The organism is Paenalcaligenes sp. Me52 (genome assembly GCF_050487965.1).
Taxonomy (GTDB): Bacteria; Pseudomonadota; Gammaproteobacteria; order Burkholderiales; family Burkholderiaceae_B; genus Paenalcaligenes.
Window position 1 is genome coordinate 387392 of record NZ_JBKQFO010000001.1, and the last position, 16462, is coordinate 403853.

Here is a 16462-nt window from a genome sequence, read left to right on the forward strand (position 1 = left end):
CCTAAGCTGGTGCGTAGCGTAAGGCTTGGATGCTACGCACCGCTTTGGCACCAACGCCAGATACTTGGCTGTGCGCATGCGCCGCACATAATTGTGCAATGGGTAGTAGATGTGCGGCAGGGCGTTTGATGATTTCATGTGTCAGCGCCTCACCTAGGTAAAAATTATCACTGGTGGCTAGGCGTTGCAGCAAAGCAAGGTCGTTTAAGTCTACAGATGGTAATAGCGAGGGCAGCAGGTCTTCCGCTTCATCATCGCCCGAATCCAATAACTCAGTGATCAGCGCACTTAGCGCGCTTTGGTTTTTTGCCAAAGGGCTAATGGCAGGGTGCAGATCGCTACTATCTTGCTCGGTTTGCTGTGCCTGTAAAACGGCAGCCAGAAAGTCGCTAGAGGTCGCAAACACCACGCGTGAATCATCGTCGTGCGACAAGTAATACACGCAGCCAGCCAGAGGGCCAGTGGTAATCAACAAATGGTGATTGCTGGTACCTAGGTCGTCCAGCACGTACCCGCCAAACAGTTGAACGGCTGGGTGAAAAGAAAACTCTTCACTGTACTCTTGCACCGCAATGGGCGACAGCAATGTCGTATGACTGTAGTCGCCGTCGCTAAGAAGGTGGAAGTAAGCACTAAGTAGTGGGTTGTACGACATAGACTGTGCAGTGTTCGCATATGCAAAAGAAGTCTATGAATTATACGGTGGGCAGCAGGGTGAATCAGGTGTTTGCTCGCTTAGGTTTACCCCTTGAAACGAAAGAGAGGGTATACGCAGTGGATAGGTAATTCGTAGGCGCGTATAGTAAAACCTCTAGCTTCAACGCTGCACCTCTACATTTATGCTGCATGGGCACTGTGTTATTGGTCCACTATTCAGCATCGTATATCCCTTCTTCTTTTAGCTATCGCTACCTTTGAGTAATGCGATAGGTTTTGCTATGGCTACGTAAATGCTAGGGTTAGGTCTGGCTATACAGATATCTGCTAGAGGCAGCGCCATGAAAACGAGACAAACAGAGAAGTAGACAGGAGGACGCCAATGCAGGAGAAAAGTACGGCGAGAGCAATCAGTTATGCGTTATTGGCAACGGCTTTTTTTATTGGATTCTTTAATCGATTTGCCCCCGCCACATTTGCTGCGCCCATAGGTAATAGCCTAGGGTTAGAGGCTACCGCCTTGGGTGGTTTGGCAGCCATGCATTTCTGGGTGTACACCGTGATGCAGGTACCAGCGGGTTTGGTGATAGACCGCTTTGGTATACGGTTACCTGCTGCGTTGGGCACGTTACTGACGGGTGTAGGGGCCATCATTCTAAGCATGGCATCAAGCTATAGTGCAGCATTGCTAGGCCCGTTATTAGTAGGGCTGGGGATGTCGCTGGTGTTTGTGGCGGTGATGAAGAGCAATGCGATCTGGTTTGATGGACGCCAGTTTGGCTTGGTCACAGGGGTAACGCTCTTAATCGGTACCTTGGGTTCTATCGTGTCGGAAGCGCCGGCCAGACTCTTATTAGCATTGACTGATTGGCGTGTGATTTTCATGGTGCTGGGCGTGCTGACACTGATTGTGGCGGCCTTGATTTTGTTGAGTTGGCGAGCCCCAGCCGGGTATAGCGATGGCATGCAGCCTGCCGGGCAAGCAGGGCAAAACGTATTACGTCGTGAGCTATGGTTAGATGTACTAAAAAGCCGCCAGCTATGGCTGCTTCTGGTTGCGATTGCGGGTACCAACGGCACTTTCTATGCGTTTGCTGGTTTATGGGGTACCCATTTATTAAGCGATGGCTATGGTTTATCTGGGGCGTCGGCATCCTTGGTGTTAACGCTGGCATTGGTGCCTTATGGGCTCTGTTCCCCCATCGTGGGCAAACTCTCAGACAGTTGGCGTACCCGTAAGCACTTTATTTGGCTGTCGTCATTACTGAATGTGGTGGCGTGGTTATGGTTGCTGTGTGGGTCAGATGTGGGTTTCGCTGCGAGCCTAGTGTGTTTTTTAGTCTTGGGATTATCAAGTGGTGCGCAGGTAACGGTAGCGTTTGCAGCAGCCAAAGAAAGTGTGCCTGCCGCCGTAGCTGGCTCGGCCATTGCACTGGTGAATATGGGCGTGTTTTTAGTGACTGCAATTGTGCAAACGGTATATGGCTGGTTAATAGCGTCGGCAGCTGCTGACGGCGCATCGGTCTACATCACTGCGTTATGGTTGCCTGTGGGGATCAGTGTGCTAGGTTTTGTAGCGGCGTTAGGGGTAAGGGAAACCTATCCTGAGCAAGAAGCAGAACACTAAGCAGTTGTGCGCATGACGGGGTGTTGCTGCCGCCATAAAAAAAGCCCCATTGCTGGGGCTTTTTTGTGACGTGAATTACTCGTCTTGCGCTAAGAAACCACCGCTTTGGTGATGCCACAGACGGGCGTATACACCGTTTAGTTTCAGCAATTCGGCATGGCTGCCTTGTTCGATGATCTGACCTTGGTCCATCACAATCAGCCTATCCATCGCCGCAATGGTAGATAAGCGGTGCGCAATAGCGATTACCGTTTTGCCTGCCATCACTTCGTTCAAGCTGTCTTGAATGGCGATTTCTACTTCGGAATCCAGCGCGCTGGTTGCTTCATCCAACAGCAGGATGGGAGCGTTTTTCAGCATCACGCGAGCAATAGCAATACGCTGACGTTGACCGCCAGACAGTTTTACACCGCGTTCACCCACCATAGTGTCGTAGCCAGTTTTACCGTTTTGGTCGCTAAGTTGCTGGATGAACTCGTCAGCTTGGGCGCGGATAGCGGCTGCGCGAATGTCTTCATCCGAGGCATCGGGGTGACCATAGGCAATGTTTTCACGAATGGAGCGGTGCAATAACGATGTGTCTTGCGTCACCATACCAATCGCACTACGCAAGCTGTCTTGCGTGACAGTAGCAATGTTTTGGTTATCAATGCGGATTTGGCCACTGTCTACATCGTAAAAGCGTAGCAGCAGATTAATCAGCGTTGACTTACCTGCTCCTGATCGTCCCACCAAACCGATTTTTTCACCGGGTTTGATGTTTAGTGACAGGTTGTCCAGCACTTGGCGTTCGCCGTTGTAGTTAAAGCTCACCTGATCAAAGGCGACTTCGCCGTGCTTAACTTCCAGTGCAGGGGCATTAGGGGCATCTTGTACCGAGGCAGCACGCGTCAGCGTACCTAGGCCGTCTTGCACCGTACCAATGTTTTCAAACAGTGATGCCATTTGCCACATAATCCAGTGCGACATGCCGTTTACACGCACAGCCATTGCCGTTACTGCGGCCACTGCACCTGTACCGATTTCACCGTTATGCCAGAGCAGTAAGGCGTAACCACCTGCACTCGCAATCAAGGCCGCAACCAGTATTTGGTTCACGATTTCAAACATACTGATCAGACGCATTTGCCTGTAGCCAGTTTCTTGAAAGTCTTCCATCGCCGAGCGTGCAAACAGTGCTTCACGTTTAGTGTGCGAGAACAGTTTGACCGTGGTGATGTTGGAGTACGCATCGGTGATTCTACCGGTCATGGAGGAACGAGCATGCGCTTGTTCTGCTCCTACTTTGCCTAAGCGTGGCACGAAGTACCGCATGGTTAAACAGTAGAGAACAATCCATGCCACAAAGGGAATGATCAGGCGTATGTCAAAACCAGCGGCCAAGGCCAGAATGGTTAAGAAGTACACGCCTATGCCCAGCACGATTTCAATGAAGGTGAATAGCACCTCTCGTACGGCCAAGGCGGTTTGCATGACTTTAGTGGTCACGCGGCCTGCAAACTCGTCCGAGAAAAAGGACATGCTTTGGCGCAGCATCAGGCGGTGGAAGTTCCAACGCAACCGCAACGGGAAGTTAATCGCCAAGGTTTGATGCTGTATGAAGGTATGTAGGGCAACCAGCACTACACTGCCTGCCAGTACGGCACCTATGCTCCACAGCACAGTTTGCTCATGGCTAGACAGCGGCTCGCCCGCTTGCCATACCGACAACAAATCAACGACTTGGCCTAAAAATGCAAATAACCATGCCTCAAAAATAGAGACGCTGGCACTGAATATCGCCAATAAGGCTAGGTATTTGCGCGAACCCTGCGTGCAATACCACAGGAAAGCAGCCAAGCCCTTAGGCGGGACTTTGCTTTCCATTGGGGGGAAAGGGTCAACTAGACCCTCAAAGCGACGTAACACTATAACGCTCCGAAAGGGTGAGACGGAATTTTTAACAGCAGTCACCACGCGTATGGGGTGATGACTTAGATAGTTGATTTCAACCGAGCTGGTTAGCAGGGCTGTAAAGGTAAACGATAAAAGGAATGGCGGCCTAGCTACGTACCACGAAGGGGTACAGACCGCAGGGGCTCAGCAGGCCCCTAAAAAGGATTTTTGTAAATTAGACTAAGTAGTCTATATCCAGATGCATGAAAGATGCAAAAGAAATTCAGCAAAATGTCGTGTTTTCGCTAAGGCTAAAAGATGGGTGTACAGTACTGACGGCGGAGAATAAAACAGAGAGACATCTAGATGAAGAATTGGTCGTTGTCGGCATGGGTGGCCGGCTTTTTGGCTGTGTTGATTTCCTATTGTGGGCCGTTGGTAATTTTTATTCAGGCAGCGCACGTAGGTGGTTTTTCAGCAGAAATGTTGAGCTCGTGGATTTGGGCAATTTCAATCGGGTCGGGCGTGAGTGGTCTGGTGTTGAGCTTGTGGTTGCGTATGCCCGTTATTACGGCGTGGACGGCACCAGGTACCGCATTACTAATTAATTTATTCCCTGAAATTTCCATGGCAGAAGTGGTGGGAGCGTATTTCAGTGCTGCGGTGATTACGGCAGTGATTGGTTTCACCGGCTACTTTGAACGCATTGTGCAGTACATCCCCAAGGGGATTGCGGCGGCCATGATGGCAGGGATTTTGTTCCAGTTTGGCGTACAAGCTTTTCAGGCCAGTATGGATTTGCCTTCGGTAGTGTTTGCGATGTTGGGCGTGTATTTGATTAGCAAACGCTTATGGCCTAGCTACACGGTCATTCTGGTCGCGATTACGGGTTTTTTGATGGCGTATCTGCAAGGCCATACGCAGTTGGATACCTTAAGGTTGGAATGGGGTACACCCATTTTCACCATGCCCGAGTTTTCGTTAAAAGTATTCTTCAGTTTCACCCTACCGTTGGTAGTGGTGAGCCTGACAGGGCAATTTTTACCCGGTATGGTGGTGATGCGTTTGGCAGGCTACAACGCACCATCACGCGCTGTGGTAACGGGCGCGGGGTTAGCGTCTATGGTGGTGGCATTTTTTGGTGGTATCACCATTGTGCTGGCTGCTATTACCGCTGCACTATGTACAGGTAAAGAAAGTCATGCTGACCCAGAAAAGCGCTATGTGGCGGGTATTGCGAGCGGCGTGATTTATCTCATTGGTGGTACGTTGGCGGGCAGTATTGTGCTGATTTTTTCGGCCATACCGGCGGCACTGGTGTCGGCATTGGCAGGGTTGGCATTAATAGGGGCTATCGTGGCCAACATACGTTTACTGGCCGATGACCTTACGTATATAGAGCCTTCGGTTATTACCTTTTTAGTGACCGCGTCTGGGATGTCGCTAGGTGGTTTGGGTTCAGCGTTCTGGGGCGTGGTGATAGGATTAATTGCGTATTGGGTACTCAGAATGGGCAGAGTTACCAAACGCACGTAAAACACAGCATCACACTGTTTTTCTACAGTTCTGCTGCTTGCACGGGCCTTGTGCATTCCTGCACAAGGGGTATTTCGTTTTCTTTGATGGTTGCTGTGTTGAATAAACCTACTGCATCGCCTGTGTCGGTGCCATTATTTGCGATTGGTGTGCTGTTGGTGGCGATGGCGTCATTGCAGTTTGGGGCAACGCTCGCCAAGAGCATGTTTCCTGCCGTGGGGGCGTTGGGCACTACCACGCTGCGTCTTGCTGTGGGCGCAATGTTAATGATGCTGGTGCTGCGCCCGTGGCGTACGCCTGTGTCGGGCAGCGGGCAGTTCAAAGCGTTACTGGCGTATGGCGTGTCATTAGGCATGATGAATATGCTGTTTTATACCTCACTGTCTACTATCCCATTGGGTATTGCCGTGTCGCTAGAGTTTTTAGGGCCATTAGTGGTGGCCTTGGCAGGTTCTAGGCGGGTGCGCGATATTGTCTGGGTGGTGATTGCAGCGGGTGGTTTGATACTGCTGTTGCCTAGCGTAAGCGGCGTAGACCTAGACCCCATTGGTATGCTGTTTGCGTTAGCGGCAGGTGGGTGCTGGGCACTCTATATTGTATTTGGTAAGAAAGCAGGGTCTGCCTACGGTACGTCTACGGCGGCATGGGGCACGTTAATTGCTACCTTGGTGGTGCTGCCTGTGGGTGTGTGGACGGCAGGCTCGTCCTTATTAAACCCTGCTTTGATTCCCGTCGCGTTGGCGGTGGGTGTATTGTCCACCGCGATTCCCTTTACCTTAGAGGTGATGGCGCTCACGCGCATGCCTGCCAGTGTGTTTGGCATGATGCTAAGTTTAGAACCCGCTTTTGCGGCGTTATTTGGTCTGCTCTTCTTGCACGAGCAGTTGCAAGGCCTACAGTGGTTAGGCATTGCGGCGGTGATTATCGCTTCTGCGGGGGCGGCAGTTAGCTCTAGACGCTAAACTAGCGTCAACGACAGGAAGGAAGATAGCCTGACAAGGAGGTCAGGCTACGGTTGCGCAGGATTAAGCAAACGGGCAATAACATACTTTTTTTGCACCTACTAGATGGGCAATACCCCTAAGGGCCAAAAAACGTAGAAAAACGTGGCATATACATCACGCTATCCCCACGCTAAGCCCCATTTCATCGGCTCTATCAGCAAATGCAAGAAAACGCTTCGGGGCTATAAGCGTTTGCATATTCCACTTATTAAACCGTACCACCTTTCGGTGATATCACCCTTCCTTTAACTTTATGCGTGTGCTGCTAGACATCGCAGCATGTACAGGCTGTGGTTGTGGTCATCACAACTCAAGGGACAAACAAAACAAGCCCGAAGCCTGACCGACTCTCTAAACCTGTTTGACGGCCATAGGCCATTTCTGAGGATATGTAGGGAGTCTGAACGTATATTAAAAAAGGAGACCCTAGATGTCAGCTCAAACAGAGAAAAGTCAGCCGGTTGATTGTGGTGGTGTAGACGAGAAATTACCGCTAGGTAGTTTGGCTACGCTGGGCATTCAACACGTGATGGTCATGTATGCGGGTGCGGTGGCTGTGCCGTTGATTATCGGTGCTGCGCTGGGTCTGACCAAAGAGCAGATTGCTTTGTTGATTAATGCAGACTTGTTGTGCTGTGGTCTGATCACAATTATCCAAGCGCGTGGGGTAGGCGTGTTTGGTATTAAGTTACCTGTGATGATGGGTGTGTCGTTCGCGGCAGTGAGCCCTATGATCGCGATTGGTCTGGATCCTAATCTAGGGTTGACGGGTATTTTCGGGGCCACCATTTTGGCCGGTATTTTCAGTATTCTGATTGCGCCTATATTTAGTCGCATGATGGGGCTGTTCCCGCCAGTAGTTACCGGCATCATCATTACCGTGATTGGTATTACCTTGATGCGTGTGGGTTTGGAGTGGGTAGGGGGCGGTAAGCCGCAAATCCTAGATCAAGTAACCGGTCAAATGATTGCCAACCCAGAGTACGGTTCTATGCAGAACTTGGGTACGGCGCTGGTCGTGTTGTTGATTATCTTGGGGATCACCAAATTCGCTAAAGGCTTCTTGTCTAACGTGGCCGTATTGATTGGTTTGTTGGCGGGTTTCTTTATCGCACTGGCTCAAGGTCGCATTAACTTTGATGGTTTGGGCGATGCAAGCTGGGTAGCGATTGTTAAACCTTTTGCCTTTGGTGTGCCTACACTGAGCTGGAGCCTATTGGGTGCTGCCGCTATTTTGTCGTTGATCATGGTTGTGATCATGGTGGAATCGCTGGGTATGTTCTTGGCGTTGGGCTCTATTTGTGGTCGTCCACCTAGCCGTGAAGACTTAGTACGTGGTTTGTCTACAGATGGTCTGGGTACCTTGATTGGCGGTGTGATGAACACGTTCCCACACAGCTCGTTCTCGCAAAACGTAGGCTTGGTTAGCGTGACCGGTGTGCGTAGCCGTTGGGTGTGCGTGATGGGCGGTGTGTTCCTGATTGCCCTGGGCCTGTTCCCTAAAATGGCATTCATCGTGGCCTCTATCCCTAACTATGTGTTGGGTGGTGCAGGGATTGTGATGTTCGGTATGGTGGCGTCCACAGGGATTAAAATTCTGATGTCTGCTGACCTGAACAGCAATCGCTACAACCCTTACATTGTGGCAATCAGCTTGGGTATGGGCATGATTCCTCTGGTAGCTGAGCACTTGCTGGACAAAATGCCTAGCGTACTGGCACCGTTGCTGCACAGTGGTATTTTGTTGGCGGCAGTATCCGCGATCACATTGAACTTGTTCTTCAATGGCATCAGCCGCCCAGAGCGTCGCAAACAAGAAAGCAGCGCACCTGCTACAGCCACCGCGACTGAGACAGGGCCTAGACTGGTCACTCAGGAGCCAAGCGGCACACAACAGCTGGCTTCCCAGCACTAAACGAAAAACATAGAAGGCTGTCCGGTGGGCAGCCTTCTTGCTTTGGTGGCTAGCCTTCATAAGGGTTAACGCCCAGCTACCTCTGTTTTGGTAATCAAAGGAAAGTAAATACGACGATTTTTTACACCAAAGGTGCGTCTACAACGGACAAAGATCTACGGCGCACTCTATAACGAAGGGGAGACAATAATGAAAACCTTAAGTACTACGCTGTTGGGAGCATCGGTAGTGGCGATGGCAGCGTTCAGCACGTCTGCACAAGCGATCACATGGAGCGACAACTTCTTTAGTTATCGCTATGGCACACAGTTTCACGAGCCTATGAACGATAAGGATGTGACGAAAAACATCCTCAGCTTCACGCACGTCAGTGGCTACAACTACGGACAAAACTTTTTCAACGTAGACATGCTGCAATCCAGCAAGGCTGATCCCTCTAGTGGTGGTAATAATGGCGCTACCGAGTTCTACGCTACCTATCGCCATCAGTTGTCTATGGGAAAGGTGTTTGATACGGACTTAAGCTTTGGCCCTGTGAAAGATGTGGCCTTAACGGCTGGGTTTGACCTGAACACTAAAAACACTGCCTTTGGCCCGCGCAAGCGGTTGTTGGTGGTAGGGCCTACCTTGAAGTTTGATGTGCCTCGTGGCTTCTTAGATTTGAGCCTGATGTACGGTAAAGAGTGGAACCACTGCGGGTTGGGTGCTCCGGCGTGCCCAGACAGTAATGCCTCGTTTGATCCGCAATTTATGGCAAGCCTAGCGTGGAATCTACCCTTTGATGTGGGTTCTGTACCCTTCAAATTCCAAGGCTTTGCTAACTACAACAGCCCCAAAGGCCGTGACTATGCAGGTATCAGCACTAAGTCCGAAGTACTTGTGCGTGCCTCATTGATGATGGACGTGGGTAAGGTGATGTTCGACACCAAAAACACCTTCTGGCTAGGCGTAGGTTACGAATACTGGCATAACAAGTTTGGTAACCGTTACATGGCCAATGGCAACCTAAAACCAGGTATTAAAACTACAGCGCCTATGTTGCAGGCTGAGTGGCACTTCTAAGTAGTTAAATTGCGGTAAAACGTGGATAAGTGAGTTCGCCCCACACACAGGTGCTTTCCTTGTGGTGGGGCGTTTTTTATGATTTGTGAATAGGCTTCAGTCTAGGGGCGGTGGCAGTCGCCCGGCAGAATCCAGTTGCGCTAAACGGGTACGACAGAAGTCTAAGAACAGTTGTGCGGGCTTAGTAAGCTGAGTGCGTTTAAGGCGGGCACATACTAGGCCAGAACGCGCTACTGTCTCTTTAATATCCACGCACACAATGCGCTTGCCGTCGTAGGTACGGTCAATGACGGGGCGCGTTACCAGCAGCGAGAAACCAAAGCCTTGGGCTACCATGCCGCGCACCATTTCAATGGATGGCGAGCCAAATACGATATTGGGGGTTAGCCCTAGATCGTGGAACAAGCTGACAAAGAAAGTGCGGCTAGGTTGTATGTCCAGCAAGATCATAGGCTCAGCACACAGATCAAACATGGAGATGCTTTCTTGCTGCGCAAAGGGATGGTTTTCGGGCAGCAATACATAGGGCTTTTGCGGCGGCATTAAGGGTTCTGTTTCGATGGTGCCGTCTAACTCATGCTCGTACAGAAACACCAAGTCAAACGTACCAGCAGTAAGCCCTTGCACCAAGTCTTGTTGATCGCCATCGCGCAGACGCAGATTCAGCCCTGGGTGACGATCACGGAATTCGGCCAAGAGCATAGGCAGATACAGCGGTGCCACGGTTTCAAAACAGCCAATGTCTATCTTGCCGGTAACTACATCGTTATCAGCCAGCGCGTTTTGTTCAAACTCGTAAGACATGCGCAGCAGCTCTTCTGCTTTGCGGTAAAAACGTTCGCCACTAGAGGTGAGGGTCACGCCTTGTGCGTGGTGACGAATGAATAATTGCACCCCAAAACTGTCTTCCAGGTTTTTGATAGCGTTGGAAATGGAAGGTTGGGCAATATGCAGTTGGCGTGATGCGCCTGCGACGCTACCGGCTTGTACGGTGGTCACGAAGTATTTGAGTTGTCGTAATGTGTAGAAAGCCATGCGGCCCTCCTGCTTGGGGTGCTTGTCCTTGCACCGGTGTACTTGCCGCTATTGTAGGGGTTGAAAAGCGATGCGTGAGGGATTTTTACGTTAAATACCGGCAATTGAGTGCTCATAACGCAATGTTGAGGGCGGTTGTTGGTGCTGGGGTTTTCCCTAGAAGCTTAAAAGATTGAGTTTTTTACATATCTCTGAAGCCCAATCGTGGCGCGGCTTAGCGTGACTAGTGATATTTAGCTTATGGCTTGACAAGCTTTTTAGTAGTTAAGGATTCAAGCATCCCTGGGCTAGCATCACAACCTCATCAAGTCATCACACGAGGAGGGGTCATGACAAGACGTTTCTTGAGCCTATTTATTGGGCTGATCATTCCCTACGCCAGCGTCATGCTGGGTATTTACCATTTTCGCTTTAGTACCGAGTTCATCTTAGGTTTTCCGCCTTTGTATTTCTGGGTGTTCTTGTGGTTCTTCCTGACCACCATCTGTATTTCCACAGCGTGGTTATTGGATAAAAAAGACTACCAAGACGAATAACAACAATCGCTAAGGAATACTCATGGCAGCTTTTATTTTCATTTCAATCATCCTGTTCTCGTTGTTATTGGCCTTGATGGTCAATCGCAATGCTAAGAAAGGGGACGTGGCTGATTTTCTGGTGGGTGGCCGCTCGTTTGGCGTGATCATCCTGTTCTTCTTGGCCGTAGGTGAAATCTACAGTGTGGCAACCGTGATTGGTTTGCCCGGCAGTATTTATGCTAAGGGCGTGAACTACGGTATTTGGTTCATGGCGTTCTTGCTGTTGATCTACCCTGTGGGCTACTTTTTGGCGCCCAAAATCTGGAAAGCCGGTAAGCACTACGATGCAATGACCGCGCCCGATTTGTTTAAAAGCCATTTCAAAAGCCGTACCTTGGAACTGGTAGTGGCAGTGTGCTACCTGATGTTCTTGATCCCTTGGGCACAAATGCAATTCCAAGGTTTGATCGTGGCATTGAATGCGCTGGGCTATGAAATCGATCCTGTGATTGCAGTGATTATTGCGGGTGCGATTGCCTTTATCTACATCTCTATTTCTGGTGTGAAAGCGCCCGCCATGATTGCGGTGTTGAAAGACATTCTGCTGTTTGGCGCGATTGTTGGTGTGGGTTGGGCGGCATTCCACAAAATGGGTGGCGTGGAAGAACTGTTTACGGCTGCACGTGATCAAGGTGCGTCCATTGCGTACGCTAACCAAGATGAAGTGGTGTTCTCTATGTCCACCATCGTGTTCCAGTCCATGGCGTTCTACTGCTTGCCATTCATGATCACGATCTTGTTCACCAGTAAGTCCGAAGGCGGTATTAAGCGCGCTAAACGTTTTATGCCTCTGTACATGCTGATGTTCCCGTTCCTGATCGCAGCAGCCTACTACGCCATGGTGAAGATTCCGAATCTGCCAAGTCCTAACCACGCGTTTATCGCAACGGCTATTGATGTATTGCCAAGCTGGGCGGTAGGTTTTGTGGCCGCTGGTGCAGCGTTGTCTGGCTTGATTCTGATCTCGGTAATTTCCTTGTCGGTAGGCGGTATTTTCACCCGTAACTTGGTGAGCAACGTGCCGCTGCAATCACAGAAGCGTTTGTCGCAGATCGTGATTCTGGTGTACCTGATCATCTCCATGATTCTGACCGTGGTATTGCCAAGCTTGATGCTGAATCTGATGAACACCGCTTACGCCGGTTTTGGCCAGATGTTGCCAGGTCTGCTGTCCGTCGTGTTCTTCAAACGAGCGACTGCGGCAGGTGTATTGAGCGGTTTGTTGGTAGGTATTGCAGCCGTGTTCGCCATGTACTTCAGCGAATTCAACCTGTACGCCATCAACATCGGTTTGATCGCCTTGGTCTTGAACTCCATCACCGTATTCGTGGTGAGTGCATTGACACAGCGTAGTGCTGTAGCAGGTTTGAGCACCAAAACTGCATGATTTTCCTAGCGTGTCAGGCCAGTACATGGCCTGACCGCCAACACTGATAGAGCAGTGCCGTCATAACTCTAATTTTGAAATTTAACGCAGCGCAAACCTATCCGGGCAGGTGAGGTGGCAGCTGTAGCAGCGACATAACGCTGCCGGACTATATCCGTTCAGAAGGAAACCGAAAAATGACTATTGAATCCATTGATACGCTGGTGATTGGTGCCGGCCAAGCTGGTGTTGCGGCCAGCGAGCATTTGAGCAAATTGGGTGTGGCACACGTGGTGCTGGAACGTGACCGTATCGCCGAACGTTGGCGCACAGGCCGCTGGGATTCCCTAGTGGCTAACGGCCCAGCCTGGCACGACCGCTTCCCCGGTTTGACCTTTCCTGGCATCAGCCCTGATGCGTTTGCCAGCAAAGATCAGGTTGCTGATTACTTTGAAGCCTACGCCAAACAAATTGATGCGCCTATTCGTACTGGCGTAGAAGTGAAAAAAGCGGTGCGCAACGAAGGCCGTCCAGGCTTCCGTGTTGAAACCTCCGCTGGTGTGTTTGATGCGTTGAACTTGGTGGTGGCAACTGGCCCTTTCCAATGCCCTGTGATTCCTGCCATTGCGCCTAAAGACGAGCGCTTGCACCAGATTCACTCGGCGGCATACCTGAACCCTGAGCAGTTACCTGAGGGTGGTGTGTTGGTGGTCGGTGCGGGTTCATCGGGTGTGCAGATCGCAGAAGAATTGCTGCGTTCTGGCCGTGATGTCTACCTGTCAGTAGGCCCGCACGACCGTCCACCACGTAGCTACCGTAACCGTGATTTCTGCTGGTGGTTGGGTGTGTTGGGCTTGTGGGATGCCGAGAAAGTTACCCCCGGTCGTGAGCACGTAACCATTGCTGTGAGTGGTGCAAACGGTGGTTACACCATCGACTTCCGCAAACTGGCTGCACAAGGCATGAAACTGGTGGGCCTAACTAAGTCGTTTGAAGATGGCAAAGTGTCTTTCCAAAACGATTTGGGCGACAACATTCGCGCTGGCGATGCCAACTTGATGGCCTTGTTGGATGCGGCGGATGAGTACGTTACTCGTAACGGTTTGGATTTGCCTGAAGACCCAGAAGCACGTGCGCTGTTGGCCGACCCAGATTGCATGGTGAACCCTGTGCTGGAACTGGACCTGATCAACGCTGGTGTACGCACCATCATTTGGGCAACGGGCTACGCCACAGACTACAGTTGGTTGGAAGTGGACACCTTTGATGAAAAAGGCAAACCGCTGCATCAGCGTGGTGTGTCTACTGAAGAACGCGGTGTGTACTTCTTGGGTTTGCCGTGGCAGTCACGTCGTGGTTCCTCCTTTATCTGGGGTGTATGGCACGACGCTAAGCACGTAGCAGGTCACATTGCTACACAGCAAACCTACCGTGCATACCACGAAGAAAACCCTACAGCCCAAGCAGTAACCGCTGAGTAATTACCTAATAGTGCATTCCATTGATGAGGAATAACGCAATGCCTACACATACTCGTATCCGTATGTTCAACACCAAAGACACGTACCCTAACCAGACGTTGGACAACGATCTGTGCCAGGCCGTACGTGCTGGTAACACTGTTTATGTTCGTGGCCAAGTAGGTACGGACTTTGACGGTAACTTGGTGGGTTTGGGCGATCCTGCTGCGCAAGCCGAGCAAGCGATGAAAAACGTGAAGCAGTTGCTGGAAGAAGCCGGCAGTGACCTGTCACACATTGTGAAAACTACTACCTACATCATCGACCCGCGCTACCGCGAGCCGGTGTACCAAGAAGTGGGCAAATGGCTGAAAGGCGTGTACCCCATTTCAACAGGTTTGGTAGTTGTAGCACTGGGCCAGCCCCAGTGGTTGATGGAAATTGATGTAATCGCTGTGATCCCTGAAGGTTGGGAAGCCAGCAAAGCCTAAGTAAGGAGTCAGACCATGACCTTCTCTATTATTGGACGTTGTGCAGAAACCGGTCAGTTGGGTGTGGCCATTAGTTCCTCCAGTATTGCCGTGGGTGCGCGATGCCCATGGGTACGTGCTGGGGTGGGCGTGGTAGCCACTCAAAATGTGACCTTGCCGGCGTTGGGGCATCGTGTGTTGGATCAGTTGCAGCAGCACAAGCTGAGTGCGGCCGATGCGTTGAAACAGGCGTTAACCACAGATGACTGGAACGACTATCGCCAAGTAACGGTGGTGGATGCACAAGGGCGTACAGCCTTGTTCAGTGGTAGTGAAGCATTGGGGATTTATCACGCCGTTGAAGGGCAGCAATGTGTTGCGGCCGGCAACCTGCTGTCCAGCAAGGCGGTGATTGAAGCCATGACCAAGGCGTTTGAAACCACCACCGGCATGTTGGCAGATAGACTGCTTGCTGCCATGCAAGCAGCGATGGCCGCTGGTGGTGAAGCAGGTCCTGTACATTCCGCAGCACTAAAAATTGCTGGCGATGTAAGTTGGCCTATGGTGGACCTGCGTGTGGATTGGGCAGACGAAGCGCCTATAGATAAGTTAGAAGCGCTGTGGCATGCCTACAAGCCGCAAATGCAAGATTACCTAACCCGCGCGTTGAACCCTACAGCAGCACCTAGCTACGGGGTACCTGGGGATGAGTAATCTCTCTAGCCGTGACATCTTGGAAAAACTGATCTCCTTTGCGACGGTCAGTAGAGATTCCAACTTGCAGCTCATCACTTTTGTGCGTGACTACTTGGCGAGTCACGGTGTAGAGAGTGAGTTGTTCCATAACGACGAGGGCACCAAAGCCAGCTTGTTTGCCACCATCGGCCCTAAAGACAGGGGCGGGGTGGTGCTGTCTGGGCACACAGATGTAGTGCCCGTAGATGGCCAAAACTGGACGGTAGACCCTTTTCAGTTAAGCGAACACGACAGCAAGTTATACGGACGCGGTACGGCTGACATGAAAGGCTTTATTGCCTCTGTGCTGGCAGCGGTACCGTTGTTTGTCAAAACTGAATTAAAAACACCCATCCATTTGGCATTTTCCTATGACGAGGAAATAGGCTGTTTGGGTGTGCGCCCTATGTTGGCAGAGCTAGCTAAGCGCCCATTGAAATACAGTCTGTGCTTGATCGGTGAACCTACCGAGATGAAGCCCGTGCTGGGTCACAAAGGCAAACTGGCTATGCGTTGCTGCATCAAAGGTGCGGCATGCCATTCGGCGTATGCACCTTATGGTGTGAATGCTATTGAGTACGCTGCACAATTGATCACCCGTTTGGGTGAGATGGGTAAACGTCAGGCTCAACCTGAGCTGCACGATGCCCGTTTTGACCCGCCGTACTCCACCATTCAGACCGGTGTGATTAAGGGTGGTAGAGCCTTAAATATTGTTCCTGCCGAGTGCGAGTTCGATTTTGAGGTGCGTGCGTTGCCCGATTTTGATGCACAAACCGTAGCGGATGAATTGCAGCAGTACGCACAGAACGAGTTGGTGCCTGCTATGCAAGCCGTGCAGCCAGATACGGGTATTGAAATGCAGCCACTCAGTGCCTACCCAGGGTTGGTCACTCCGCCTGATAGCAACGCAGCACAATTGCTGGCGCTCATCAGTGGTTCAGATGATTTTGGTACGGTGGCATTTGGTACCGAAGGTGGGTTGTTTGAGCAAGCCGGTATTCCCACCGTGGTCTGCGGTCCGGGCAGTATGGATCAAGGCCATAAGCCAGACGAGTTCATTCATGTGCAGCAGTTAGCGGCATGCGATGCAATGCTGGTGAAACTGGCGAATCACCTTGCCCAACATAGCTTGTAAAAAT

The 16462-nt window shown here is 51.0% G+C and carries 14 protein-coding genes; 11 read left to right on the forward strand and 3 right to left on the reverse strand.

Annotated elements, in window-relative coordinates; all coding sequences use genetic code 11:
• Position 1 precedes the first annotated feature (1 nt).
• Entirely contained in the window at positions 2-655 is a 654-nt protein-coding gene (locus ACLO87_RS01790; RefSeq protein ID WP_430222634.1) for a hypothetical protein, read from the reverse strand.
• 384 nt (positions 656-1039) lie between these two features.
• Here ACLO87_RS01790 and ACLO87_RS01795 point away from each other — a divergent pair, with 384 nt between their 5' ends.
• The gene (locus tag ACLO87_RS01795; RefSeq protein WP_430222635.1) at positions 1040-2284 is read left to right on the forward strand and encodes an MFS transporter; all 1245 of its coding nucleotides are present in this window, start codon (positions 1040-1042) and stop codon (positions 2282-2284) included.
• 75 nt (positions 2285-2359) lie between these two features.
• Here the strand turns inward: ACLO87_RS01795 and ACLO87_RS01800 are convergent, their stop codons facing one another.
• The gene (locus ACLO87_RS01800; protein ID WP_430222636.1) at positions 2360-4192 is read right to left on the reverse strand and encodes an ABC transporter ATP-binding protein; all 1833 of its coding nucleotides are present in this window, start codon (positions 4190-4192) and stop codon (positions 2360-2362) included.
• A 333-nt stretch (positions 4193-4525) separates the two neighbouring features.
• Here ACLO87_RS01800 and ACLO87_RS01805 point away from each other — a divergent pair, with 333 nt between their 5' ends.
• The 4 genes from ACLO87_RS01805 (at position 4526) to ACLO87_RS01820 (ending at position 9676) form a co-directional block, all read left to right on the forward strand.
• Entirely contained in the window at positions 4526-5695 is a 1170-nt protein-coding gene (locus ACLO87_RS01805; RefSeq protein WP_430222637.1) for a benzoate/H(+) symporter BenE family transporter, read from the forward strand.
• A gap of 164 nt (positions 5696-5859) precedes the next feature.
• Positions 5860-6657 carry an EamA family transporter gene (locus tag ACLO87_RS01810; RefSeq protein ID WP_430223709.1) on the forward strand — a complete coding sequence of 266 codons (798 nt, stop codon included), beginning with the start codon at positions 5860-5862 and terminating at the stop codon, positions 6655-6657.
• Between the two features lie 472 nt (positions 6658-7129).
• On the forward strand, positions 7130-8614 hold the full coding sequence (locus ACLO87_RS01815; protein ID WP_135861954.1) for a nucleobase:cation symporter-2 family protein: 1485 nt from the start codon (positions 7130-7132) through the stop codon (positions 8612-8614).
• A 189-nt stretch (positions 8615-8803) separates the two neighbouring features.
• Positions 8804-9676, forward strand: a complete 873-nt coding sequence (locus ACLO87_RS01820; protein ID WP_135861955.1) for an outer membrane protein OmpK — start codon at positions 8804-8806, stop codon at positions 9674-9676.
• A gap of 96 nt (positions 9677-9772) precedes the next feature.
• On the opposite strand, the gene ACLO87_RS01825 is transcribed toward ACLO87_RS01820, so the two are convergent.
• On the reverse strand, positions 9773-10711 hold the full coding sequence (locus tag ACLO87_RS01825; RefSeq protein ID WP_430222638.1) for a LysR family transcriptional regulator: 939 nt from the start codon (positions 10709-10711) through the stop codon (positions 9773-9775).
• A gap of 329 nt (positions 10712-11040) precedes the next feature.
• Between ACLO87_RS01825 and ACLO87_RS01830 the strand changes: the two genes are divergently transcribed.
• From ACLO87_RS01830 to argE, 6 genes are all read left to right on the forward strand, one after another.
• Positions 11041-11247, forward strand: a complete 207-nt coding sequence (locus tag ACLO87_RS01830) for a DUF3311 domain-containing protein (protein ID WP_135861959.1) — start codon at positions 11041-11043, stop codon at positions 11245-11247.
• A 22-nt stretch (positions 11248-11269) separates the two neighbouring features.
• Positions 11270-12676 carry a sodium:solute symporter family protein gene (locus tag ACLO87_RS01835; RefSeq protein ID WP_135861961.1) on the forward strand — a complete coding sequence of 469 codons (1407 nt, stop codon included), beginning with the start codon at positions 11270-11272 and terminating at the stop codon, positions 12674-12676.
• Positions 12677-12852: 176 nt separating this feature from the next.
• Positions 12853-14136 (forward strand): flavin-containing monooxygenase, encoded by a 1284-nt coding sequence (locus ACLO87_RS01840; RefSeq protein ID WP_430222639.1) that lies wholly within the window; start codon positions 12853-12855, stop codon positions 14134-14136.
• A 38-nt stretch (positions 14137-14174) separates the two neighbouring features.
• Complete coding sequence (locus tag ACLO87_RS01845; protein ID WP_135861965.1) at positions 14175-14606, forward strand: RidA family protein; 432 nt, start codon at positions 14175-14177, stop codon at positions 14604-14606.
• A 15-nt stretch (positions 14607-14621) separates the two neighbouring features.
• Complete coding sequence (locus tag ACLO87_RS01850; RefSeq protein ID WP_430222640.1) at positions 14622-15299, forward strand: DUF1028 domain-containing protein; 678 nt, start codon at positions 14622-14624, stop codon at positions 15297-15299.
• Positions 15292-16458: an acetylornithine deacetylase gene (gene argE / locus ACLO87_RS01855; RefSeq protein ID WP_430222641.1), complete on the forward strand. Its 1167-nt coding sequence runs from the start codon at positions 15292-15294 to the stop codon at positions 16456-16458. The genes ACLO87_RS01850 and argE overlap by 8 nt, the downstream gene beginning before the upstream one ends.
• The last annotated feature ends 4 nt before the right edge of the window (positions 16459-16462 follow it).

Excerpts from the sequence above, each read along its gene's own strand:
- ACLO87_RS01790 (WP_430222634.1), bottom strand. The coding sequence starts at position 655 with ATGTCGTACAACCCACTACTTAGTGCTTACTTCCACCTTCTTAGCGAC.
- ACLO87_RS01795 (WP_430222635.1), top strand. The coding sequence starts at position 1,040 with ATGCAGGAGAAAAGTACGGCGAGAGCAATCAGTTATGCGTTATTGGCA.
- ACLO87_RS01805 (WP_430222637.1), top strand. The coding sequence starts at position 4,526 with ATGAAGAATTGGTCGTTGTCGGCATGGGTGGCCGGCTTTTTGGCTGTG.
- ACLO87_RS01810 (WP_430223709.1), top strand. The coding sequence starts at position 5,860 with ATGGCGTCATTGCAGTTTGGGGCAACGCTCGCCAAGAGCATGTTTCCT.
- ACLO87_RS01815 (WP_135861954.1), top strand. The coding sequence starts at position 7,130 with ATGTCAGCTCAAACAGAGAAAAGTCAGCCGGTTGATTGTGGTGGTGTA.
- ACLO87_RS01820 (WP_135861955.1), top strand. The coding sequence starts at position 8,804 with ATGAAAACCTTAAGTACTACGCTGTTGGGAGCATCGGTAGTGGCGATG.
- ACLO87_RS01825 (WP_430222638.1), bottom strand. The coding sequence starts at position 10,711 with ATGGCTTTCTACACATTACGACAACTCAAATACTTCGTGACCACCGTA.
- ACLO87_RS01830 (WP_135861959.1), top strand. The coding sequence starts at position 11,041 with ATGACAAGACGTTTCTTGAGCCTATTTATTGGGCTGATCATTCCCTAC.
- ACLO87_RS01835 (WP_135861961.1), top strand. The coding sequence starts at position 11,270 with ATGGCAGCTTTTATTTTCATTTCAATCATCCTGTTCTCGTTGTTATTG.
- ACLO87_RS01840 (WP_430222639.1), top strand. The coding sequence starts at position 12,853 with ATGACTATTGAATCCATTGATACGCTGGTGATTGGTGCCGGCCAAGCT.
- ACLO87_RS01845 (WP_135861965.1), top strand. The coding sequence starts at position 14,175 with ATGCCTACACATACTCGTATCCGTATGTTCAACACCAAAGACACGTAC.
- ACLO87_RS01850 (WP_430222640.1), top strand. The coding sequence starts at position 14,622 with ATGACCTTCTCTATTATTGGACGTTGTGCAGAAACCGGTCAGTTGGGT.
- argE (WP_430222641.1), top strand. The coding sequence starts at position 15,292 with ATGAGTAATCTCTCTAGCCGTGACATCTTGGAAAAACTGATCTCCTTT.